Source organism: Streptomyces xanthophaeus (assembly GCF_030440515.1).
Taxonomy (GTDB): Bacteria; Actinomycetota; Actinomycetes; order Streptomycetales; family Streptomycetaceae; genus Streptomyces; species Streptomyces kutzneri.
In genome coordinates, this window is record NZ_CP076543.1 from 107,029 (window position 1) to 129,293 (window position 22,265).

Sequence of the window (22,265 nt, forward strand, 5' to 3'; positions counted from 1 at the left end):
AGTCGCAGCATGCACCAGGTGAGTGGCCGCAGGAGCGGACCGTGGCGCGGCCGCGGCGCCGGGTCGGCGGGCGCGCACGCCGCCCCGGTGGGGCTGCCGCGGCGCGAGGCCGGGGGCGCCCCGGAGGAGCGGGTGCAGGATGCATGAGGAGATGCCGCTCGACGACCTGATCAGCAGCGCCGCCCAGGATGCCGGAGGATGGCTGGGCGCCCTGCCGGTCGCGCTCGTGGCCACCAGCAGTGACGGCATGATCGTGCGCTGGAACCACGGCGCGCAGCAGCTCCTCGGCTACGCCCCGCCCGAGGTGCTGGGGCGGCACATCTCCGATCTCCTGCATCCGGGAGCCGATCGCAGCCTGGGCCGGTCCTTGTGGGAGACGGCCGCCACCGGGCGCGGGGTCATGGGTACGGTCACCGCGTGGCACAGCAAGGGTCACCCGCTGGAGCTGGAGATCTGGGCCTGTCCGGTCCCGGACCGCCGCCACGGTGCTTCGGCCGTGCTGGTCTTCGCGGCGGACGCGCACGCGGCCCGCCGGATCCGCGGGTCCTCGGCCGTCTGGGACGGGTTGTTCGCCCGCTCGCCGGTCGGGATCGGGGTCCTCGACACGGAGCTGCGGTTCCTCCAGGTCAACCCGGCCCTCGAAGCGATGAACGGTCTCGCGGAGTCCGCCCATGTGGGGCGGCGGCTGGCCGAGTTGCTGCCCGAGGTGAACGCCGACGAGATGGAGGAGGCGATGCGCGAGGTCCTGGCCACGGGTGAGCCGGTCCTCGACCGGCGCCGTACCGGCCGGACCCCGGCCGACCCGGACCACGACCATGTGTGGTCGTGCTCGTACGTGCGCGTCGAGGATCCCGGCGGCCGGCCGATCGGCGTGATCGCCTCGCTCCTCGACATCACCCTGCAGCAGCGTGACCACAGCGAGGTCGAGGCGGGCCGCCGCCGCCTCGCCCTGCTCAGCGAGGCGAGTTCCCGCATCGGCGCCAGCCTCGACCTGGAGCGGACGGCGCAGGAGCTCGCCGACCTCGCCGTCCCGCATCTCGCGAGCGCCGTCACGGTCGATGTCCTGGATTCCCTCGCCCGCGGTATCGAGCCCGGCACGGGACTGGCCGGGGGCGTCGCCCTGCGCCGGCTGGGCAAGGCGCCGCTGACCGGTTCCGCCGTCACGCAGACCCTGGCGCCCCTGGGCCGGACCCTCATCTTCCCCTCGACCGCCCCCTACACCCAGGCCCTCGCGGCCCGTCAGTCGTTCCTGATCGCCCAGCTCGACGACCGGACCGTCGCCACCGCGGCCCGGCACTCCCCCAAGCCGGCCCAACTCCTGGAGCTGGGCGTGCACTCGTTCATGATGACGCCGCTCATCGCCCGCGACATGGTCCTCGGCGTCGCCACCTTCTACCGCACCGGGCACACCGGTCCCTTCGGGTCCGACGACGTCACCCTTGCCGGTGAACTGGCGGCCCGCGCCGCCATCAGCATCGACAACGCGCGCCTCTACCACCACGAGCACGAGACCGCGGTCGTCCTCCAGCGCAGCATGCTCCCCCAGCACGTCACCCCGCCGGCCGGCATCGAGATCGCCCACCGCTATCTGCCGGCCAGCGACGTCAACGAGGTGGGCGGTGACTGGTACGACGTCCTGCCCCTCAGCGGGGGCCGGGCCGCGCTCCTCATCGGCGACGTCATGGGCCACGGCATCGCGGCCGCCGCCGTGATGGGGCGGCTCTCCGCGACCGTCCGCGCCCTCGGCCGCCTCGACATGCCTCCCACCGCCCTGCTGCACCAGCTCGAAGCCACCCTCGCCGACCTGTCCGACCCGATGCTCGCGACCTTCCTCTACGTGGTCTGCGACCCCGCCACAGGCCGTTGCACGGTCACGCGCGCCGGACATCCGCCCCCGGCCGTGATCCAGCCCGACGGCACCGTCTACCTCGTCAAGACCCCGCCGGGCGTCCCGCTGGGCGTCGGCGGCATCTCCTTCACCACCACCGACATCGCCCTTCCGCCCGGCAGCACCCTGGTCCTGTACACCGACGGCCTCATCGAGGCGCGCAGCCGTGACATCGACGAACGCCTGGACGAGCTCACCGGTCTGCTCGCCGCGCCGGAGCAGTCGCTCGACCACCTCTGCGACTCCCTCATCGCCCATCTGGTGCCCGCCTCCGCGGACGACGACATCGCCCTCCTCGCGGCCCGTATCGGCGTGCCCGCCCACCGACCAGCCGTGTGAATCGGGCCATCGGCCCTCGGGTGCTGTCACCGCACACGTCCGTCCCCGTACAGTCCGTGGTGCCGACGTACCCTCGGGCGCCGTCCCGACAGCCGGACAGGAGAAGAGCCGTGGCCATCGACGCCAGCAGCGGGCCGCCCGCCGCGCAGCGGTCCCGGGCGGGGCGACCGCTCCCCGAGGCGGACGCCGGCTGTGTGGAACGGTGGCGCACCCACCAGGGTGAACTGGTCGACCTGTTGGCGCAGGTACGGGAACGGCTCGGCGGTGTCGCCTCGTTCCGTCTGGGGCCGCAGCCCACCGTCCTGGTCACCGCGCCGGAGGCCGTGCAGCACGTGCTCGCCCTGCACCCCGACCGCTACGTCAAGCGCTCCCATCGTGCCCGCCTGCTCATCGGTGACGGGGTGCTCGCCGCGACGGGCGAGGCCTGGAAGAGCCAACGGAAGCTGTTGCAGTCGCAGTTCACCGGGAAGGGGATGCGCCGCTACGAGGCGCGGATCGCCGGGGCGGCCCGGACCACGGCCGAACGGTGGGCCGGACACGAGCGCACCGGGCGGACCTTCGACCTCGGCGAGGAGATGCGCCGCTTCGCCCTGGACACCATCTGGCGGGCGCTCACCGGGCACCCGCTGGACGACGTCACGGCGCACGAACTGACCGCCGTGGCCACCGTGGTGGCGGCGCTGCCGAGCCTGCCCGCCGACCAGGTGGACGCCCGGGACGCCGTCGCGGGCGACCTGGCCAGGATCGACGAGGTCGCCCGGCGTGCGGTGGCCGCGGCCCGAGACGGCGCCCCGGGACCCGACGGGCCGGGGCTGCTCCAGGTGCTGGTCGACGCCTCGGCCGAGCGTCCGGAGTACACCGACCGGCTGGTGCGGGACGAGCTCGTCACCCTGCTGGTGGCCGGCCACGAGACCACGGCGACCACGCTGACCTGGCTGTACCTGCTCCTCGACCGCCACCCCGCGGCCCGCGAGCAGGCCCTCGCGGCCGGTCCCGAGGGCTCGGCGGAGCGGCGCGAGGCCATCCAGGCCCTGGTCGGCGAGACGCTCCGGCTCTACCCCTCCGCGTGGATCCTGCCCCGGCACGCCGCCGAGGACGACGTCCTGGCGGGCTACCGCGTCGAGGCGGGCACGGATCTGCTGGTCTGCCCCTACCTCACCCACCGGGATCCCGAACTGTGGCCGGATCCGGAGCACTTCGACCCCCGGCGCTTCACGGTTCCGGGCGGCCGTCCCACCCGGCCCGGCGCCTACCTGCCGTTCGGCATCGGTCCCCGTGCCTGCCTGGGCCAGCAGTTCGCCCTACGGGAGTCGGTCGCCCTGCTCGAACTCCTGCTGCCCGCCCACGTCCCGGAGTTCCGGGCCGTCCCCACCGGGGCGGCGTACAGCATCACCGTCCGCCCCGACGGCCCGACGCCCGTCACCCTCACCGGCGGCAGGACCGAACGGCGTGTCATCCAAGATCGCCACGGATAGGGTGAAGGCGGCTCCTGCCTCGCCCGGCAGGGCCGGCCCGGGCTTCGACGTCGCGTACGACATCGCGGCCGGCGGCGGGGAGGAGCCTTGACGTGCCTTGACGTGCCCTCATGCGCCGTCGGACGCACGGCGGATCGCGTCGAGGGTGCGTGCGACGTCCTCGTCGGTCGTCGACCAGTTGCTCACCGAGATGCGCATGATGCGGCGGCCGTGCCAGGTGGAGCCGCTGATCCACGCCTCGCCTTCGTCGAGGAGGCGGGCCAGTACCCGGTCGGTGCGTTCGTCGTCGCCGAACTCGGCGCAGACCTGGGTGAAGACCACGTCGTTGAGGACGGTCGCGCCGTCGATGGCGGCGATGCCGGTGGCGAAGGCGCGGGCGTGCCGGCACAGCCGGTCGACGAGGTCGGCCACGCCCTGGCGGCCGAGGGATCTGAGGGCGGCCCATACGGTGAAGGCGCGTCCGCGGCGGGAGAGTTCGGGAACCTTGTCGACGGGGTCGCCGTGTTCGTGCTGGATGAGGTAGTCGCCCCGCTGGCCCATCGCCGACCGGAGGGCGGAGGGGTCGCGGACGATGGCGAGGCCGCAGTCGTAGGGGACGTTCAGGGTCTTGTGGGCGTCCGTGGCCCAGGAGTCCGCCATCGCGCAGCCGTCGGTGAGGTGTGCGTGGGCCGGGGAGGCTGCCGCCCACAGGCCGAAGGCGCCGTCCACGTGCACCCACGCGTCGGCCTCGCGGGCGGCTCGGACCGCCTCCGCGAAGGGGTCGAAGGCGCCGGAGTGGATGTCACCGGCCTGGAGGATCACCAGGGTGGGGCCGGGGCCGCGGGCCGCCAGGGTGCGGCGCAGGGCCTCGGGGTCGATGCGTCCTTCCTCGTCCGCGTCGACGAGCTCGGGCCGGCCGAGCCCGAGGTAGCGCAGGGCCAGGTCGACGGCCATGTGGCGGTCCCGGCCCGCGACCACGCGTACCGGCGGCCCGCCGGCGAGTCCGTCCTGGGCCACGTTCCAGCCGGTGCGCCGCAGCACCGCGTCGCGCCCGGCGGCGAGGCAGGTGAAGTTCGCCATGGTGGCGCCCGTGGCGAAGCCGACGGCGCTGTCGGGCGGAAGGCCGAGCAGGTCGAGCAGCCAGGCGCCGGCGATCTCCTCCGCCGCCGAATAGGCGGGCGAGACCGCGCGCATGACGCAGTTCTGGTCCCAGGCGCTGACCAGCCAGTCCGCCGCGAGCGCGGCCGGCTCGGTGCCGCCGACCACGAACCCGTAGAAGCGGCCGCTGGGGAAGGCGGTGAGCCCCGGCTCGCAGGCCGTGGCCAGCAGGTCGACGACGTCGGCGGGTGTGCTCGGCGCGTCGGGCAGCTCGGCGCCGAGCGCACCCACGATCTCGTCGACCGAGGCGCGTGCGGGAACCGGGCGGTCGGACAGGCTGGCCAGCCAGCGGACGGCATGGCCGTGCGCCTGTCGGAGCGCCGCCTCGCGCTCGTCCATACCTCGGACTATGGGGCAGGCCCGGCCCGCCCGCAAGCGGCGGGCCGGGGGCAGGAGGGCGCGGGGTCAGTGGATGACGCTGAAGCTGCGCCAGGGCAGGCTCACGGGGGCCGTGACGTTCGAGAGGGTGGTGGCCACGTAGATCCCGTCCGCCTTGTCGGTCTTCTGGCAGTCCGGCGTCCGGTACAGGACGATGTCGACGAGGGTGTTGTTCTCGACGTGCGTGGCCCCCTTCGGGATGCCGATCTTGTGGCAGCCGACGACCAGCGTGTTGGAGTAGCTCAGCTCGACCGGCGAGTCGTGTCCGCGGAAGGTCAGCATGCCGACGGTGCTCCGGCCCAGGCCCGAGCAGGCGCTGGCCGTCAGCAGCAGTGCTGCGACGCCCACGATGGTGCTGATACGTCGGCTGTGGGACATGGGCTCGGTCCTCGTCTGTGCGGTGGTGACGGTCCTTGTCCACAGCCTGACCCGGCGGGGCGCGACCGGCCTGCGCTGCTCCGCCGACCGGATGAACGAGGAACGCGGACGTGCCGGGACCGTCACCCCGGGCCCCGGGGGCGGCCCCCCTACAGGCTCAGCGCGTCCTCCGCGTTGTTCATCCACGCGGTCACGGAGTTCTTGCCGGGCGAGACGTACAGGCCGGGGGTCGACGCCTTCAGCGGTGTCTGCTTCAGGTCGGACTCGGTGTTCATGGTCAGCGCGATCGAGTTGACGGTCTTGCCCTTGCCGTCGTTGGCGCCGCCCATGAGCCCGGCGTAGGCCGACTGGCCCGGTTCCAGCCGGAGCGCGTCCTCGATGCCGGGGGCGGCGCCGCGCTCCGTGGCCTGGCCGTCGAGGTCGCCGAAGGTGACGATGGGGTGCCCGAGCGCCCTGCAGGCCTTGGTGCCCTTGTTGGTGATCTTCAGCAGGTAGCTGCTGGTCGTGGGCTCGGCCAGGGTCGCGGTGAAGGTCACGTCGAACGTGCTGCACGGGAACACGTCGAAGTCGGGGTCGGTCGAACCCGGCTTCGGCGGCTTCGCCGGGGTCGCGGTCTTCTTCGGCGCCGCGGACTTCGACGCGGTCGCGCTCGGGGCGGCGGTCGCGCTCCCGGTGGGGCTCGCGGTCGTCGGGCTCGCGCTGGGCGTCCCGGACCCGCCCGCCGCTCCGTCCTCGGTGGGTCCACAGGCCGTCAGGGCCAGTGCGGATACGGCGGCGAGGGCGATGGCGGCCTTGCGTACGGTGCTCATGATGGTGGTCCCCCCTGGGGAATGCGCGGAACGCGCCGGGCTGGGCCGTGCTGGGAGCACCAGCGTCCCGTAGAAGCTTCACAGCTTGGTGACGGTGTGTCGTCGGATCGACCACGGTTGCCGTCCCCTCGAAGACGGCGGGTCCGGTCCGCGCAGCGCTTAGCATCTGGCTCCATGGGGATATCGGAGGAGAACGGCCGGGCCGGCGCGTGGCGGGTCACGGTGCGGGCACGGGGGCGCAAGGCCGGTCTGCCGCCGGGCGGTCCGCCGCGTCCCGCGGGCCGGCCGCTCGCCCGGCGGCTGGATCTGCGGATCCACGGCACGGCCGGGAAGATCAGCTGCGTCGACGACTCGGGCCGCACCCGCTGGACCGCGCTCTGTTCCGGCGTCCCCAACGCCGCCCACATCTCCGGCGGCCGGGTCCTGGTCACGACGGACTCCCTCGCGTACACGCCGTGGGGCAACCTCGGCCCGGCCGTGCTGCTGGACCTGGCGGACGGCAGCCGGATCGCCGAGCTGCGCGGTGCGCGCGGCGCGGCCCTGGGCGGGGGCCGGTTCGTACTCGGCCTGGAGGGCTACGACGTCTTCGACACCTGGGCGTACGACCGCGACGGCACCCTGTACGACTCCTGGCGCAGCTACGGCCACTACGTCGTCGGGACCGGTATCCGCGTCGTCGAGACCGACCGGAACATCCCCACCGGCAGCCGGGTGGTGCGGCTGCTGCCCGGTGGCACCGTGGAACGCGGACCGTCGCTCACCGATCCGCAGGCCCCGGAGCCGCTCGTCCTCGGGGACGGCACCCTCCTGGTGCTCGACGCCGGGGTGCTGCGCGCCGTCGGCCGCGGGCTGGAGGACACGGTCCTCGCCGAGCTGCAGACCATCGACCCCGGGGAAGCCTGGCGTCACCACGGCGCGCTCCACCGCACCGGCGACGAGATCACCGTGACCATCACCGAGCAGCACCCCGACCGGCCCGGCAAGCACAGCCACCGGACCTGGACGCTCACCCTCCATCAGGGCGGATGAGCGCGCGGACGCGGCCGCGGGCCCGGGGGTACCGCGGGGCCGGCCGGGCAGGCCGTCAGTTCGCCACGACGGTCAGGACGGCGGAGACGACGGTGACCGCGGACGCGGCCACCATCCAGTTCCGGGCCCGGCCCGACAGCACCGGGATCCCGTCGGGATCGGCCTCCGCGTCGGCGTCGGCGTCGGCGTCCTCCGATTCCTCTCCCGGCGCCCGCAGACGCGGACACGACCGGCAGGCCGGGTCGTGGACCAGTGTGTCGAGCCAGACGACACCGTCGAGCGGCGCCCGAGCGAACAGCATCCCGTCAGTTTCCATAACCGGACAACGCCATGATCCGCATCAGGCCACTGCCGGAGGCCGGACCGAGGCCCAACCGTTGCCGACCAGCCGATCACACAATGAGGTGAACGCACCGGACGGCGGCGCTGTGTGCCGGGGTCAGCGGCCGCGGCGGTTGTCGTAGATGGTGAGGCAGAGCGCCTTCATCGCGGTCTCCGCCCGCCCCGGATCCCCGCCGTGGTCGATGGCTTCGAGGGCGGCGGCCGCCGAGCTCCGTACCGGGTACGGCAGGCCCTCGTAGGCGGAGATGCGGTAGGCCATCGTGCGACGGGCCTCCCGCTCGGCCTCGCTCACCCCGTCGGTGGTGAGCGGGAAGACGGCGGCCTGGTAGGTCGCGATGCAGACGAGCGCGGCGTCGGCGAGGCCCTCGGCGTAGCCGTCGGCCGGGACTTCCCCGTGGTCGGGCTCGAAGAGGGCGAGGACCTGGCGGCGGGAGAAGAACGCGCCCAGCCCGGCGCCGAGTCCGGCGACGGCCGCGAAGACCACGGCCGTCAGGCGGCCGGACAGGAGCAGGCCGAGGCAGCCTCCGGCGACCGCACCGCAGGTCACCAGGACGAAGGTGATCATCAGGTGGATGCGCGCGCCGGGCGGGGACTTCATGGCAGCAGTATGCACAGTGCCGTTGGCGCCGGGGGAATCCGGCGGGCCGCCCCCGCGGCGGCGGTGTCAGGCACGGCGGTCGGCGGCGTCGAAGCGGGCCAGGGTCAGGGCTCCGGCGTGCAGGCATTCCTCCAGGGCGCGGTACGTCGTCCCGTCCAGGCCGCCCAGCGCCTGCGCCACCTCCTCGGTGGCGTCCCGGGCGATCTCGGTGGCCAGGTCCGACGGCGGGGTGCGGGGTCCCAGCTTGCTCACGGCCGATGCGGCCCGGGCCGGGGTGAGCAGGCCGGTGCCGTGGGCGAGCAGCCAGCCGGGGACTCCTGCCGCGCCTTCGGCCGGCGCCTGGTAGGGGCGCGAGCCGTCGAACCGTTCGTCCTCGGCGAAGGCGGGCTGCTTGAACTTGGCCATGGGCCGGCCGGGTCCGCGGGATCCGTCGGCCGGCTTGACGACGAGGCCCTCGGCGAGGTTGTCGGGCAGCGCGGGCAGTCCCAGCAGTCCGGGCAGCCGGGTGGGGAAAACCGCCGGCAGTTCCTGGAGGCGCCCGAGCGGGCCTTCGGCGAGCAGCGGGACGCAGAGCAGCCCCGCCCCGGCGGCCGCCGCGCGCAGCGCCCGGTCCCCGACCCAGCAGGTGCCGTCGTCGTCGGTGACGGTGGCGTCGAACGGGAGCCAGAGGAGTTCGGGTGCGTACCAGACGCCGGTCTGGACGGGCTCGGCCCCCGGTGTGGCGGGTACGTCGGGGTGGGGGTAGCGGCCGCCGGCGAGTTCGCCGTAGACGGTGACGACCGCGGAGGCCGCGGCTCCGCCGTCCTCGCGCAGGCTCTGCGCGCAGCGGGCCGCGGCGACCGCCAGCGCGGGCCAGATCCGGCCGACGCCGAAGAAGTCGTCCAGTCCGCCGTCCGTGAGCAGTTCGCGCCGCTTGGCGGGGTGCGCACCCGACGCGTCGCACACGACGGCGAAGTTGGCGCCGTGGATCTTCTCGTGGGCGACCCAGTTCCGCCCGCGGGCCTCTCCCAGCCGGGTGTTGGCGGGGATCTTCGGGTACGGGGTCCAGAGGCGGGATTCGGGGTGCACCGGACGATGGTAGCGAGGGCCTCGGCGAAGCTCCCGGGTTTGTTTTCCACCTGCCCGGCATGATCGGCAGGACACCCCTTAAGGTGGCCCTGAAGATCCACATCCTGATGCGGGAGGAATCCGGTCGTGTTCGCCGTGATCTACCGGTGGCGGCTCCGGCCGGGCATGGAGCAGCAGTTCACCGAGGGCTGGCACCGGGTGACGGCCGCCATCCACGCGCGGTGCGGCAGCTACGGGTCCCGGCTGCACCGGGCGGACGACGGTACGTGGGTGGCGTATGCCCGCTGGCCCGACGAGGAGGCGCGGGAACGCTGTTCGGCGGCCGACCCGCAGGGCGTCGAGATGATGGTGGAGGCGATCGCGGAGCGGCTGCCGGAGACGCGGATGCAGATCGTCGACGACATGCTCGCGGAACCCGCCGGTGGCCCGGTACCGGCGCCCGGACCGCGCGCCGGCTGAGGCGAAACCCCTTGGTCGCCGGGGTGTTGGCGCTCTAGCATCACGCCTCATGCCTATGAACGAAGAGATGATCGAACGTGCTCTGGACCGGATCGGTGCGGGCTACGTGTTCCCCGACAAGGCCGTTGTCATCGAGGCCGCGATACGGAGCCGCCTCGCGGCGGGTGCGTACGAGGGCCTGGACGGCCCCGCGCTCTGCGAGGCGGTGACGGCCGACCTCCAGGAGGTCTGCCCGGACAAGCACCTGCGCCTGCTGTGGACGGACGAGCCGCAGTCGCTGGACCCGGTGGACGAGGACGGCGGGGAGGCCGCGTTCCTCGCGCTGCTCCGGGCGGAGAACCAGGGGATCCAGCGCGTCGAGCGGCTGGAGGGGAACATCGGGCTCATCGAGCTCCGGTGGATCGCGAGCGCCGTCGAGGGCGCGAGCGCGATCGGCGCGGCCATGCAGCTGGTCGCGCACAGCTCCGCCCTGGTCCTGGACCTCCGCGGCTGCCGCGGCGGGGCTCCGGAGGGCGCCGCGATGTGGTGCAGCTACTTCTTCCCCGACGACCAGGTGCACCTGAACGACATCTACGACCGGTCCTCCGACACGACCCGCCAGTACTGGACGGTCGGGCATCTTCCGGCTCCGCGCTATCTGGACCGGCCGGTGCACATCCTCACGAGCGAGTTCACCTTCTCCGGCGGCGAGGACGTGGCGTACACCCTCCAGGCGCAGGGGCGGGCCGTCGTGGCCGGTGCCACGACCCGGGGCGGCGCCCATCCGACGGCCCGGCACGCGGTCGCCGAGCACGTGCTCGTGACGGTGCCGACGGCGCGCACGATCAACACCGTCACGGGCGGCAACTGGGAGGGCGTCGGAGTCGTCCCCGACGTCCGGGTCCCGGCGGAGCAGGCGCTCGAGACGGCGCTGAAGGCCCTTCGGCCGGCCGTCTGACCCGCGCGGTGCCCGGTCCGGCCGTCAGGGGCCGTCAGATCGGGTCCACGTCCAGGAAGGCCACGAGGGCGGCCTCCGTGCCCCCCGCAGCGCCGGGCAGGGCCAGCTCCGCCCAGATGACCTTGCCCTCGGGCGTGTAGCGGGTGCCCCAGTGCTCGCTGAGCTGTGCGACCAGGAACAGGCCGCGTCCGCCCTCGTCGGTGGTGGCGGCGTAGCGCAGGTGGGGGGCGGTACTGCTGCCGTCCCACACCTCGCAGGTCAGGTTGTGGTCGTGGAGCAGGCGTACCCGTACGGGCCCGCTGCCGTGCCGCAGGGCGTTGGTGATCAGCTCGCTGAGGATCAGTTCCGTGGCGAAGCCGAGGTCCGTCAGGCCCCACTCGTCGAGCTTCTTCGCCGCGGCGTTGCGCATGGCGCCCACCGCGCTCGGCTGGAACGGTACCTCCCACTGGGCGACCCGGTCCGGGCCGAGCGTCCGGGTCCGGGCGATGAGCAGGGCCACGTCGTCGGTGGGCCGGGGCGGCAGCAGCATGTCGAGCACGGCCCGGCAGCTCTCGTGCGGGTCCCGGTCGGGGTGGCTGAGGGCCGCGCGCAGCAGTTCCAGCCCCTCGCTGATGTCCCGGGTCCGCTCCTCGATCAGCCCGTCCGTGTAGAGGACGAGCTGGCTGCCTTCCGCCAGGTCCAGCTCCGCCGTCTCGAAGGGCATGCCGCCCAGCCCCAGCGGGGGTCCGGCCGGCAGCTCCACGATCTCGGTCGTGCCGTCGGGGGCGACCACCAGGGGTGGCAGGTGTCCGGCCCGCGCCATCGTGCAGCGCTGGGACACGGGGTCGTAGACGGCGTACAGGCAGGTCGCGCCCAGGACGCCGCCGTTCACGTCGTCGCCCTCCCCGTCGTGGTCGATGCGCTGTACGAGGTCGTCCAGGCGGGCCAGGATCTCGTCGGGCGGCAGGTCGAGGGAGGAGAAGTTGTGCACGGCCGTGCGCAGGCGCCCCATGGTGGCGGCGGCGTGCAGGCCGTGCCCGACGACGTCTCCGACGACCAGCGCGACGCGGCAGCCCGCCAGGGGGATCACGTCGAACCAGTCCCCGCCGACCCCGGACTGCGCGGGCAGGTAGAAGTGCGCCACGTCCATGGCGCTCTGCTCGGGCAGGGCGCGCGGCAGCAGGCTGCGCTGGAGGGTCACGGCGAGGGCGTGTTCGCGGGTGTAGCGGCGGGCGTTGTCCATGCTGACCGCCGCGCGGGCGACGAGTTCCTCGGCCAGGGACAGCTCGTCCTCGTCGAAGGGCTCCTGCTTCTCCGACCGCCAGAAGTTGACCACGCCGAGGACGACGCCCCGGGCCATGAGCGGGGCCGCGATGAGCGAGTGGATGCCGTAGTCCACGATGGCCTCGGCGCGCGGCGGGTCCTGGGCCTTCCAGCCCGGCGCGTCGGCCAGCTGGGGCACCAGCTCGGCCCTGCCGGTGCCGTAGCCGCGTGCCTGGGGGGTGGAGGGCAGGAAGTCGATCAGCCGGCCGACGGGGTAGAGGGGGTGGTCGGAGCGGATGCCGCTGACCGCGGTGCGCCGCATGTCGGAGCCCGCGCGGGGCTCCTCGCCGTCGATGACCTGGTCCGCCAGGTCGACGGTGACGAAGTCCGCGAAGCGGGGGACGGCCACGGCGGCGAGCTCCTCGGCCGTCCGCACCACGTCGAGGCTGGTACCGATGTCGCCGCCCGCGTCGTACAGCAGTTTGAGCCGTCTGCGGGCTGTCTCGGCCCGGCTGGTCAGGACCTGCATCTCGGTGGAGTCGCGGATGGTGATGGCGGCGCCTTCCGGCCGGCCGCGGGGGTGGGTGGGCCGCTGGTTGACCACCAGCAGCCGGTCCCCGCTCTCCAGGACCTCGTCGGTGGCCTCGCGGCCGGAGAGCAGCAGGTCGGCCATCCGGCGGTCCAGGCCCGGTACGTCGGCGATGTGGCGTCCGTCGGCGTCCTCCGGAAGCCCGAGCAGGCGTTTGGCCTCGTCGTTCGCCAGCAGGAGGCGGCCTTCGCCGTCGGTGATCAGCACCCCTTCGCGGACGGCGTGGAGCACCGCGTCGTGGTGCTCGTACATGCGGGTCATCTCCTGCGTGCCGAGGCCGTGGGTCTGGCGGCGCAGGCGTCTGCTGATGAGCGCGGTCCCGACGGTGGCCAGGGCGAGGCCGGTGGCGATGGCCAGGAGGATCACCGGGAGCTGGCGGTCGACGACGCCGGTGACGTTCTTGACGGTGAGGCCTGCCGAGACGAGCGCGTTGACCTTGCCGTCGGGCCCGGTGACCGGCACGACCGCCTGGATCTCCTTGCCGAGCGGGCCGTCCACGCTCTCGGTGTGGACCTGGCCCTTGAGCGAGGGCTCGATGTTGCCGACGAAACGTTTTCCGATGCGGTCCGGCTGGGGGTGGCTGTACCGGATGCCGTTGGTGTCCATCACCACGATGAAGTCCACCCCGGCGGCCTTGCGGGTGGTCTCGGCGAGGGGCTGGAGCGTCTTGGACGGGTCGGACGTCTTGAGGGTGTCCTGGAGGCCCAGGGAGTGGGCGAAGGTCTGGGCCACGGACACCGACCGGTTGCGTGCCTCGCGTTCGGTGTCGTGCCTCGACTGGAGGACCAGGGCCAGCAGGGCCCCGGCCGCGAGCAACACCACGATCGCCACCTGGAGGACGAATACCTGTCCGGCGACGCTCTTCTTCCGGTTGCCTAGAGGTGACCGCACCGACGTGCCCGGCACGGGTGGCGAGGAATGGTCACGAACCCAGTTGTAGCACTTCCGGGCGCCCACGGCCCCCGACATGCACGGTGAGCGCCCGGATTGTCACACCTGGTCCCTCGAGGACCTCAGTCGGCGTGGCGCGGGGCCGCAGCCTGGGCGCCGTTCGCGGCGGCGGAGGACGGGGTCTGCGAGGGCCCCGGGGCCCCGGGGGTGGCACCCGGCGTGGCTCCGGGGGTGGCTCCGGCGGTGGCACCCGGAGAGGCCTCCGGCGCACCCTCCGGGGTGCAGGTGACCTCGTCGCGCGGCGTGTAGTGGGTCTTGAAGTCCTCGTGCTTGACTTCTTTGCCGCCCTGGACGAAGGTCCGGCCGACGGTGACGTCGAAGCCCTCCAGAGGCGTCTGGACCTCACAGGTCTCACCGCTGCCGGTGCGCTTGCCGGGCGGCGTGATGTTGGTGCGCGGCCCCTTGGTCGCACGTATCTCGTCGTACTTCTTCGTCCCGAGGAGGGAGATCGTCAGCGACGTGTCGGTGGACCGGGCCTGGATGTACAGAGGATGGCCGGAGTCGTTGATCCAGCGCAGGTCGAGGGTGCCCCAGGCGACGGTGGCCTCCCGGCCCTCGGGGTAGCGCTCGATGTAGAAGGAGTGCGCGCCGTGCTCGACGGGCTTGACGCCCGCGAAGAACGCGGCGTTGTACATGGTGGTGGCGACCGCCGAAACACCGCCGCCGGGCGATTTCACGTACTGGCCGTCGTTGATCATGATCCCGTCGACGAAGCCGTTCTCAGGGGTGCGCTCACCGACCGTGCGGTTGAAGCTCCACTCCTGTCCCGGCATGACGACGGATCCGTTGATGAGCTCCACGGCGCGGCCGATGTTGGTGGTGCGGTACGGGGCGGCCGGGAATTCCACGGTGAAGGAGGAGACCTTCTCCTTGATGCCGAGCCGCCGCGCTTCGTCGGCGGTGAGCTCCGGCTGGACCGCGACGGTGGCGACCTCGCCGCTGCGGGCCGCTCCCGAGCGGGTCAGCAGCGGCAGCACGGCCCGGCCGAGCGCCTCCTGGGTGACCTGTCGTCCCGTACGGCCCTGGTCGGCGATCACCACGCGGCCGTCGGTGGCGAGGCCCGGCGCGGCGTTGCGCGGCGTACGGGTGACCGCGTCGATCGTGGGCGCGACGGCGGGGTCCTTGAGCAGGCTCTTGGAGTCGAGGGCGGGCACGAGGCGGCCCTGTCCGTCGGCCCGCATCTTCAGGTGCTCGCCGAGGGCGGCGGGGGTGATGGACATGTGCCGGCCGGCGACGGTGAGCGTGACGGGCCCGGACATCGCGGGCTCGGCGAACTGCCGCATGGCCCGTCCGGTCTCCTCTGCGCCGACGCGCGGCTCGGTGCGTGTGACCGGCAGGACGACGGGGCCGGCCGCCGGCCGGAGGTAGGCGTCGCGGAGGGTGTCGAGGGCCTTGTCCTCGACGAGGGAGACGCCGGTGAGCGGGGCGACGGCCTTGGCCGTGCCCTGCTCGAACGCGATCGCCCCCTCGCGGACGTGCTGCTCGGTGGTCTCACGGAGGCGGTCCACCGCGGCGCGGGCCGTCTGCTCGTTCATGCTGATCACGGGCGCCACGTCGTGGCTGCCCGAGGCGAAGAGGCTGCCGACGACGGCGACCGGACCGGCTCCGTTGCGGGCGGCGCGGTCGACGGTCGCGTCGGTGTCGAGGGAGAGCCCCAGCGCGGCAGGATCGGTCTTCTCCACCCGGTCGCCGATCTTCACCGTGATCGGCGCCGCGGCGGCGGGCCCGAGCTCCCGGGTCAGCGTCCGGCGCGCCTCGGCCCGGCTCATGCCGCCGAGGTCCACCCCGAGGACCCGGGTCCCCTGGTCTATGTCGCCTCCGACCGCGAGGGCGGTTCCGTAGAGGCCGCCCAGTCCGAGGACGAGGGCTCCTGCCACTGCCACCGGCAGAGCGATCCGTCGGTTGACCGTCCAGCTGCGCACGCGTCCCATATCTCTCCCGTGGCGCCGACCGGTCCCTCAGGTGGCGCGGGCCGCAATGGCAGCCATATACGACAATTACGGGAAATAATGATCCCTGCTGATCGCTCGATTTGGGGATGAATGTAATCGTTGTCACGATTCCGGCCGGGCCGGGTCTCCTGCGGAGCGGGGGCTCTCAGACCTCGGCCACGGGTGTCCCGCCGGTTGCGTCCGTGCCGTCCGGTCCGGCGACGACGAAGACGTCGGACAGCGGGGCGGTGTCGGCTCCGGCGCTGATCAGCAGGTCGTACGTGCCGGCGGGCAGCAGGCCGATGTCGACCCGCTGCCGCTGCCGTGCGACCGTGAGGTCGCGGGCGACCACCGCCGCCCCGGTGGCCCGGGCGGTCACCGAGAGTCGCGCCGGCACCTCGGGCAGTTCGCTCTCGCTCAGCGCGCTGATGGCGCCGACCTCGCAGACGACGGGTTCGTCGGCGAGGTAGAGGTCGTCACCGAGGTAGCTGAACCAGGAGGTCACGGCGGCGCGCAGGTCGTCGATGCGGATGTCGTGCAGGGACTGGAGGATGCCGCCGAGGTGGTCGAGCATCGAGTCCTGGTTCTGCAGGCTCCCGTGCTTCTGCGGGACGAAGGTGCGGGCGTCCTCGGTGCCCGAGAGGGCGGCGGAGAGCTTGGGCACGGTGCCGTCGCCCCCCTCGTCGGCGTCCCCGCGGATCAGCAGGGTCTCGACCTTGTGGTCGGTGAACCGGGCCGACTGCCGGGTGGGCTGGTCCATGCCGACGATGGGGTGGTAGACGACCTGGTTGGACTCCCAGGCGGATTCCTGCCGGTTGTCGGTGGCGGCCTTCTCCATCTCGTCGAAGAAGTCGGTGAGGTGGCTGCTCCACTGCGGCTGCCAGCCGGGCAGCCCGGCCTTGGCCGGGGTGGCCGCCTCGCCGTCCGGCCCGTACACGCACTTGTAGACGGGTACGAGCTGGTGCAGGCCGGTGAAGGAGCGCAGGAGCTGTGTGAGGTCCTTCTCGAACGGGCCGATCCGCTTGTGGAAGCCGTTGCACAGGAACTCGACGGCGTTGAGCGAGCCGTAGTAGGGGGTTCCGAAGGTCACGATGGCCCGGGTGTCCTTCCAGCCGCCCAGCACCTCGACGAAGTAGCGCGAGACGAGCCCGCCCATCGAGTGCCCGATCAGGACGAGCTGGGCCGCGGAGTTGCCGCTCGCCGCACGCCAGTCCCGCAGCCAGGTGGCGCTCTGCTCCGCGAGCCTGCGGGCGGCGGCCCGGTTGTCGCGCCGCCAGTCGTACGGGAACGGGAAGTAGTTCCGGCCCTTCTGCAGGTCGAACCGTGCCAGGAGGAACTTCTCGATCGCCGTGTAGCCGTCGATCTTCCACAGTCCGGGCAGGGTGTGCAGATCGGGCACCAGCCGGTCGGCGGTGATGCCGTCGCCGAGATCGTCCACGAGCCAGTCGTCCGCACCGAGCTCCAGGGACTCCAGCGAGCCACCCAGGCTCGCCAGCGCGCCCAGCACCGCCGAGGCGGAGGGCGCCCACACGTCTTTGCCGTTCCTGGTCAGCACGCTCCCGCTGATACCGGGGAGCAGTACGACGACGTCGGCCATCGGGATCCTGGCCATGAGCGGACCTCCTAGTTGCCCCCTGGTCGGACGAACGGGTCGGCCGCGTCCCCGTAGTGCTGGTAGGCGGCCCAGGAGCTCCAGCGCTGCCCGCTCGGCGTGACGTGCGGGCTGCTGCCGGGACGGTCGGCGCTGTCCGGACTCTCCGCGCTGTCCGGTCCGCCCGGACCGCCGGGGCCCTGCTCCTGCTGCCCCGCGGCGCGCAGCCCGTAGAGGTGCCTGCGCGCCGCGCGGACGGCGCCGCCCACCGTCGGGGCCGCCTCGCCGGACCCGCCTTTGAACAGGTGCGTGTAGAACTGGTCGGCGAAGGAGATCCCCTGGTCGTCGGGGATCCGCCAGGCCGCCCCGACGTAGTGCCCCACGCCCATGCGCAGGAATTCGTCGGCGAGGCTCGGCACCAGCGCGGCCTGCGGGTTCCCCCAGGGGCTGCGGCCGGCGAGGCCGGGCGCTCCGTCCGGGGTGCCGGGGCCGGCGGCGGCTCCGAGGCGGGCCGTGTAGCAGGCATTGGCGACGACGATCAGGGGCGGGCGTTCGAGCAGGGCGAGTTCCTGGGCGGTCAGCAGGCCGTCCGCGAAGACCCAGCCCGAGCGCCGTCCCGTGCCGGAGAGGTCGAAGTCGCTGTGTCCGCAGTAGTGGACGATGTGGTTGCCCCCGCACAGCAGGACCCGCAGGACGTCCAGGCGCCGGGCGGGGTCGACGCCCGGCTGGCGCAGCGCGTTGGCCGCGCCGACGAAGAGGCTGACCTTGGCCCCGAGCTCCTTGAGCCGGGAGGCCACCGCGAGGGCCTCCTGGCGGGCTCCCGGCAGGTGGAATCCCTTCTCCGGGTCTCCCGGGTCTCCGATCACGAGGGCGCGCAGCGGTCCGTCCGCCAGGCCCTCGGTCATCACCCGCGAGTAGGTCGTGCGCAGTTGCCTGGACAGCTGGGTGCGGATCGCGAGGGGATCGCGCTTCTCCACGCCGGCCTGCTGGATCTCGGCCAGGAACTCCCAGGGGACGGAGGCCGTGTCCCGGTCCAGTTCCAGCAGCACCGTCGAGTCGTCGGTGAGCAGCCGCTGGAAGTCCGGCGGTACGACGAACCGGGACAGTAGGTCGGGCAGTTCGCACGCGTCCTTGACGCTCGGCTCGGTCAGCCGGTCCACGAGTTCCCTCAACAGGTCCATGTCCACGGGTACGAGCCGCTCCGGTACGGTGGCCCGCCCGGTCAGCGCCGCCCAGCGCAGGCCTCCGACCCCCGACTGGACTGACATCCGGACGGGCACCGCGTCGTCCTGGGCCTCCGCCGGTCTGCGGACGGTCAGGGACAGCTCGGTGCGTTCCACCGAGGCCAGGTCCGCCAGCTGCTCGCGGATCTTCGCCTGGATGTTGGCGTCGAAGCCCGCCAGCACGGTGTGCAGGACGTCCTCCGGCACCCCGGGCGGGGCGGGGCCGCCCGGGGTGCCGGGGGTGCCCGGGGTGCCGTCACGGGCGGCCGCGCCCGGCGAGCCGGCGAGTCCGGTCAGCGCCGACAGGGCGTACACCGCGGCGGAGGGCCCGAACAGCTCGCCGCCGCTCTCCTCGCGCAGCCCGGGGACGATCCGTACCTGCGGGAGCTTCGCGGCGGAGTCCGTGAGGGCGAGGTGGAGCTGCTCCGCGCGCAGCCGGTCGACCTCCATGACGAGTACGTCGGTGAGCCGGGGCGGTGGTGCGGGCGGGCCGAGCGGGGCCAGGGCGTCGGCGAATCCCCGGACGAGGGCGCGGGCCGCCTGCTTGACGGTCAGATTGCCGGTGCCCGAGCCGATGAGCACGGTGGCCATGGTCCCGACGTGACCGAGCCCGAGCGCTTCGCCGAGCAGGGAGGCGTACATCTGGACGGCGCGGCGTTCCGTCAGGGTGCCCATCGGCCCCATGCCGACGACCGCGGCGCACCGTACGGGGCCCTCCTTGCAGGGGAAATACGTGACTTCGCCCAACTGGGCTTCGATCCAGCCGAGCTTGGTGTGTTCCGTGATGGTGCGGCGGGGGTCGACGGAGATGGCCCGGTCGAGTGCGAGTTCCGCGGCCGCGGGCACTACCGACTGGTAATGACCTGTGACATGCAGATCGGCCGCGATCTGCGCGATGTCGCCCCAGATCACGGTGATGTTGAGCGTTGGACCATCGGTGCGCGGCGGTCGGTCGGGGGCCGGAGCGGGGAACCGTGCGGGCGGGTTCGAGGCCGTCGGTACGCCCTCCAGCAGGTCAGCGATGCGAGCCGCGGCGGGGGTGCTCACCACGCTCCTCCCTTCGAGTCGCCCGAGCTTCTCGATCCGAGTGCGTCACATCTGTCTCCCCCACTGGATTATCCCACTGCCGGCAGGGGCGGCCAGTGGGGCCCGGCCAGGGTCCGGGCCCGGCCGGCAGAGCGAAGGCGGGGTTGCCGGGGGCGAAAACAGGATCAACTCGGCCTTCGGAGGCCCGCATTGCCGTCCCGGGATCATCAGGGTTAGATTCCTGGAAACTTCTCCAATTCGAGCGGGGCTGACGTGTTAGAGCTGACGGGCAGCGGGGCCGAACCGCTGGAGCCGGGGGATCCGCGCCGGATCGGGTCCATCCCTCTGGCGGGCCGGCTCGGGGCCGGCGGCATGGGGCGCGTCTACCTCGGCATCCGCGAGGGCCGGTACGTCGCCGTCAAGCAACTGCTGTCCTCCGTCGTCGGGGAGGACCAGGACTTCCTGCGCCGTTTCGGGCACGAGCTGGACAATCTCGCCCGGCTGCCCGCGGACGCCACCGCGCCGCTCCTCGACAGCGACCGCACCGCCACTCCCCCGTGGTTCGCCACCGCGTACATCCCCGGGCTCACCCTGAGGGAGGCCATCGCGCTGCACGGCGGCCCGCTGCCCGCGCGGGCGCTGTGGCTGCTGCTGCGGGAAGCCGCGGCGGGGCTGGCGGCGGTGCACGCGCTGGACATGGTGCACCGGGACCTCAAGCCGTCCAACGTCATGCTGACGCTCGACGGTCTCACCCTCATCGACTTCGGCGTGGCCCGGGCCGCCGAGCAGAGCCAGCTGACCCGGACCGGCATGGTCGTGGGTACGCCCGCCTACATGGCCCCCGAACAGGCTTCGGGCCGTCGGCGGTTGAGCGGCGCCACCGATGTGTTCGCGCTGGGCTCCGTACTCGCGTACGCGGCGTGCGGCCGGCCGCCGTTCGGCGACGAGTCGGGGCACGGGGTGCTGTACCGCATCGTCCACGAGGAGCCCGACCTGGAGCCGTTGCGGGAGCTGGAGCCCGACCTCGCCGAGCTCGTCGCGGCCTGCCTCGACAAGGACCCCGAGGGACGTCCCACCGCCGCCGAACTCCTCGAACGCGCCGCCGGGCACGGCCCGTTCGCCGCCCCGCTGTGGCCGGAGGCCGTCACCGAGCGCCTGACCGAGCGGGCCGCCTTCGCCGCGAACGTGCAGGAGGCCGACGTACCGACGGTCCCGCTCACCGGCGAGCAGCCGGATCCGGAGCCCGGGCCGGATACTGGGCCGGATACCGGGCCGGATACCGGGCCGGATACCGGGCCGGGTACCGAGCCGGAGAAGGCCCCGGTCCCGGTGGCGCCCGCCGCTCCCCCGGCCACGGCCCGCCCGGAACGGACCGCGCGCCGGCGCCGCACCCGCGTCCTCCTCGCCGTCGTGCCCGTCGTCGTGGTCGCGGGCGGTACGACGCTCGCCGTCCAGCACCTGCCGTACGTCTCCGCGCCCCGGGCAGGGGCCGGGAACTCCCCGTCCTCCGCCCCGGTCACGGCGCCGGCCGACCCGAGGGCGTCGGCGGCCGCACCGGGTACGGCGGATCCGGCGGGCGCCGGCCCGTCGGGTACGGCATCACCCGCGCAGCCGCCCGCACAGGACCCGGGACAGGCCGCGGCCGCCGGGGGCGCGGGCGGAACCGGCACCGGGCCCGGCACCGGCACCCTCCCCGGCGGCGGGGCACAGCCCGGCTCGGGGAGCGCCGGGAACTCCGGCAACCCCGCGAACGCGGGCGGCTCCGGCAGTACGCGCCCCTCCAACGGCGGAACGTCCACCGCACCGACGACCCCGGCACCCCCGGCACCTCCCGCGTCCGGCACCTACCGCTTCCGCAACGGCAACAACAGCAAGTGCATCACGCAGGTCTTCGGGGCTTCGGACTACGGCGACTGTGCGGACGCGAGCGCCCGGTGGACCGTCCAGAGCGGGCCGGACGGCAGCTTCAAGCTCGTGAACCAGCAGGGCGGCGGCTGCCTGTACGCCAACATGCTCGGCCAGGCGGTGTTCGTCGGCGACTGCTCCCAGGGCACCGCCAAGCTGTGGCGCACGGGGTCGGGCGGCAGCCTCCGCAACGACTTCAGCGGGGGCTGCCTCGACCTGGGCATGAGCAGCGGCCTGGTGACCAAGACGTGCGGAGGGGAGGCGTCGCAGCGCTGGACGAGACAGAGCTGACGGGGTGTATTCGAAAGCGCCGGTCACAGCTACGGCGAGCAGGACGTCCCTGGGCATCCTGAGGATGGTCGTGCATGATCAGCTGGGTGGAACAAGACCTCGATGCCCTGTCGGTTCTGTGGGAGCGGCAGTGGCCGGCTCCGCCGTGTGTTTCGTTGCGCCACGCCTATCCGGAGCGGTGGGTGCGCTTCCACAGCCTCCCGGGGTCCAAGGAGTATCCCGAGAGCGAGGACGAGTACGCCATCGTGCTTGAACGCCAACGCGTGCTCTTGGAAGAACTGGGTCCCGATGACGACCTGCTGTGGGTCATCACCACGGAGTGGGACGGACGCCCCGAGCCAGGACCACGCATGACAGAACTGCAGCGGGTCGATCCGCACGCGCGGCATTGGGAGAGCCGGCTCTCCGACGATGACGACCCGGACGACCTCGTCTACGAGCACGTACATGTGAGCTCCCGCTCACGCAGCGGGAACTCCCTGTACCCCTTGCTCCGACTGGTCGCGGACAATGCCGGCATCGCGGTCACCCTCGCCCCGCCCGACCTGCGCTGGGTCTTCCGTCCCTATCCCGGAGGCGTGGATGTATGTGCCCCCAGCACCGCCGGGCGTGACTCCTTGAAGGCGGCCCATCCCGACTGGCTCTCGGCTCATCCCAGTGGTCTCTAGGTAGCGGATCA

Annotated in this window: 17 protein-coding genes; 7 read left to right on the forward strand and 10 right to left on the reverse strand. The window is 73.0% G+C overall.

Annotated elements, in window-relative coordinates; all coding sequences use genetic code 11:
• Positions 1-139 precede the first annotated feature (139 nt).
• Together KO717_RS00460 and KO717_RS00465 are read left to right on the forward strand one after the other, a co-directional pair.
• A complete protein-coding gene (locus tag KO717_RS00460; RefSeq protein ID WP_301363710.1) occupies positions 140-2,227 on the forward strand; it encodes a SpoIIE family protein phosphatase in 2,088 nt (695 codons plus the stop codon).
• Positions 2,228-2,343: 116 nt separating this feature from the next.
• Complete coding sequence (locus tag KO717_RS00465; protein WP_301374314.1) at positions 2,344-3,702, forward strand: cytochrome P450; 1,359 nt, start codon at positions 2,344-2,346, stop codon at positions 3,700-3,702.
• A gap of 108 nt (positions 3,703-3,810) precedes the next feature.
• Here KO717_RS00465 and KO717_RS00470 read toward each other — a convergent pair whose 3' ends face one another.
• The 3 genes from KO717_RS00470 to KO717_RS00480 all read right to left on the reverse strand — a co-directional run bounded on the left by KO717_RS00470 (position 3,811) and on the right by KO717_RS00480 (position 6,404).
• Complete coding sequence (locus KO717_RS00470; RefSeq protein WP_301363711.1) at positions 3,811-5,178, reverse strand: pyridoxal phosphate-dependent decarboxylase family protein; 1,368 nt, start codon at positions 5,176-5,178, stop codon at positions 3,811-3,813.
• 66 nt (positions 5,179-5,244) lie between these two features.
• Positions 5,245-5,595: a hypothetical protein gene (locus KO717_RS00475; protein ID WP_202197609.1), complete on the reverse strand. Its 351-nt coding sequence runs from the start codon at positions 5,593-5,595 to the stop codon at positions 5,245-5,247.
• Between the two features lie 149 nt (positions 5,596-5,744).
• Positions 5,745-6,404 carry a DUF4232 domain-containing protein gene (locus tag KO717_RS00480; protein ID WP_301363712.1) on the reverse strand — a complete coding sequence of 220 codons (660 nt, stop codon included), beginning with the start codon at positions 6,402-6,404 and terminating at the stop codon, positions 5,745-5,747.
• 174 nt (positions 6,405-6,578) lie between these two features.
• Here KO717_RS00480 and KO717_RS00485 point away from each other — a divergent pair, with 174 nt between their 5' ends.
• Complete coding sequence (locus KO717_RS00485) at positions 6,579-7,433, forward strand: hypothetical protein (RefSeq protein ID WP_301363713.1); 855 nt, start codon at positions 6,579-6,581, stop codon at positions 7,431-7,433.
• Positions 7,434-7,488: 55 nt separating this feature from the next.
• Here KO717_RS00485 and KO717_RS00490 read toward each other — a convergent pair whose 3' ends face one another.
• The 3 genes from KO717_RS00490 to KO717_RS00500 form a co-directional block, all read right to left on the reverse strand.
• The gene (locus tag KO717_RS00490) at positions 7,489-7,734 is read right to left on the reverse strand and encodes a hypothetical protein (RefSeq protein ID WP_301363714.1); all 246 of its coding nucleotides are present in this window, start codon (positions 7,732-7,734) and stop codon (positions 7,489-7,491) included.
• Between the two features lie 138 nt (positions 7,735-7,872).
• Entirely contained in the window at positions 7,873-8,373 is a 501-nt protein-coding gene (locus KO717_RS00495) for a hypothetical protein (RefSeq protein ID WP_301363715.1), read from the reverse strand.
• Positions 8,374-8,439: 66 nt separating this feature from the next.
• Positions 8,440-9,441 carry an RNA ligase family protein gene (locus KO717_RS00500; protein WP_301363716.1) on the reverse strand — a complete coding sequence of 334 codons (1,002 nt, stop codon included), beginning with the start codon at positions 9,439-9,441 and terminating at the stop codon, positions 8,440-8,442.
• Between the two features lie 126 nt (positions 9,442-9,567).
• Between KO717_RS00500 and KO717_RS00505 the strand changes: the two genes are divergently transcribed.
• Entirely contained in the window at positions 9,568-9,900 is a 333-nt protein-coding gene (locus tag KO717_RS00505) for an antibiotic biosynthesis monooxygenase family protein (protein WP_301363717.1), read from the forward strand.
• Between the two features lie 49 nt (positions 9,901-9,949).
• On the forward strand, positions 9,950-10,837 hold the full coding sequence (locus tag KO717_RS00510; RefSeq protein ID WP_301363718.1) for a S41 family peptidase: 888 nt from the start codon (positions 9,950-9,952) through the stop codon (positions 10,835-10,837).
• 34 nt (positions 10,838-10,871) lie between these two features.
• Here KO717_RS00510 and KO717_RS00515 read toward each other — a convergent pair whose 3' ends face one another.
• The 4 genes from KO717_RS00515 to KO717_RS00530 form a co-directional block, all read right to left on the reverse strand.
• The gene (locus KO717_RS00515) at positions 10,872-13,559 is read right to left on the reverse strand and encodes a SpoIIE family protein phosphatase (RefSeq protein ID WP_437184452.1); all 2,688 of its coding nucleotides are present in this window, start codon (positions 13,557-13,559) and stop codon (positions 10,872-10,874) included.
• Between the two features lie 122 nt (positions 13,560-13,681).
• On the reverse strand, positions 13,682-15,550 hold the full coding sequence (locus KO717_RS00520) for a VanW family protein (protein ID WP_301363719.1): 1,869 nt from the start codon (positions 15,548-15,550) through the stop codon (positions 13,682-13,684).
• Between the two features lie 166 nt (positions 15,551-15,716).
• Positions 15,717-17,162, reverse strand: a complete 1,446-nt coding sequence (locus KO717_RS00525) for a lipase/acyltransferase domain-containing protein (protein WP_301363720.1) — start codon at positions 17,160-17,162, stop codon at positions 15,717-15,719.
• A gap of 11 nt (positions 17,163-17,173) precedes the next feature.
• Positions 17,174-19,411, reverse strand: coding sequence for a CHAT domain-containing protein (locus KO717_RS00530; RefSeq protein WP_301363721.1), 2,238 nt, complete (start codon positions 19,409-19,411; stop codon positions 17,174-17,176).
• A 252-nt stretch (positions 19,412-19,663) separates the two neighbouring features.
• Here KO717_RS00530 and KO717_RS00535 point away from each other — a divergent pair, with 252 nt between their 5' ends.
• The gene (locus KO717_RS00535) at positions 19,664-21,586 is read left to right on the forward strand and encodes a serine/threonine-protein kinase (RefSeq protein ID WP_301363722.1); all 1,923 of its coding nucleotides are present in this window, start codon (positions 19,664-19,666) and stop codon (positions 21,584-21,586) included.
• 74 nt (positions 21,587-21,660) lie between these two features.
• Positions 21,661-22,254: a DUF3885 domain-containing protein gene (locus KO717_RS00540; RefSeq protein WP_301363723.1), complete on the forward strand. Its 594-nt coding sequence runs from the start codon at positions 21,661-21,663 to the stop codon at positions 22,252-22,254.
• Positions 22,255-22,265 lie beyond the last annotated feature (11 nt).

Coding starts and splice junctions, on each gene's coding strand:
- KO717_RS00510 (WP_301363718.1), top strand. CDS start 9,950: ATGCCTATGAACGAAGAGATGATCGAACGTGCTCTGGACCGGATCGGT.
- KO717_RS00490 (WP_301363714.1), bottom strand. CDS start 7,734: ATGCTGTTCGCTCGGGCGCCGCTCGACGGTGTCGTCTGGCTCGACACA.
- KO717_RS00540 (WP_301363723.1), top strand. CDS start 21,661: ATGATCAGCTGGGTGGAACAAGACCTCGATGCCCTGTCGGTTCTGTGG.
- KO717_RS00475 (WP_202197609.1), bottom strand. CDS start 5,595: ATGTCCCACAGCCGACGTATCAGCACCATCGTGGGCGTCGCAGCACTG.
- KO717_RS00520 (WP_301363719.1), bottom strand. CDS start 15,550: ATGGGACGCGTGCGCAGCTGGACGGTCAACCGACGGATCGCTCTGCCG.
- KO717_RS00525 (WP_301363720.1), bottom strand. CDS start 17,162: ATGGCCAGGATCCCGATGGCCGACGTCGTCGTACTGCTCCCCGGTATC.
- KO717_RS00485 (WP_301363713.1), top strand. CDS start 6,579: ATGGGGATATCGGAGGAGAACGGCCGGGCCGGCGCGTGGCGGGTCACG.
- KO717_RS00495 (WP_301363715.1), bottom strand. CDS start 8,373: ATGAAGTCCCCGCCCGGCGCGCGCATCCACCTGATGATCACCTTCGTC.
- KO717_RS00480 (WP_301363712.1), bottom strand. CDS start 6,404: ATGAGCACCGTACGCAAGGCCGCCATCGCCCTCGCCGCCGTATCCGCA.
- KO717_RS00470 (WP_301363711.1), bottom strand. CDS start 5,178: ATGGACGAGCGCGAGGCGGCGCTCCGACAGGCGCACGGCCATGCCGTC.
- KO717_RS00460 (WP_301363710.1), top strand. CDS start 140: ATGCATGAGGAGATGCCGCTCGACGACCTGATCAGCAGCGCCGCCCAG.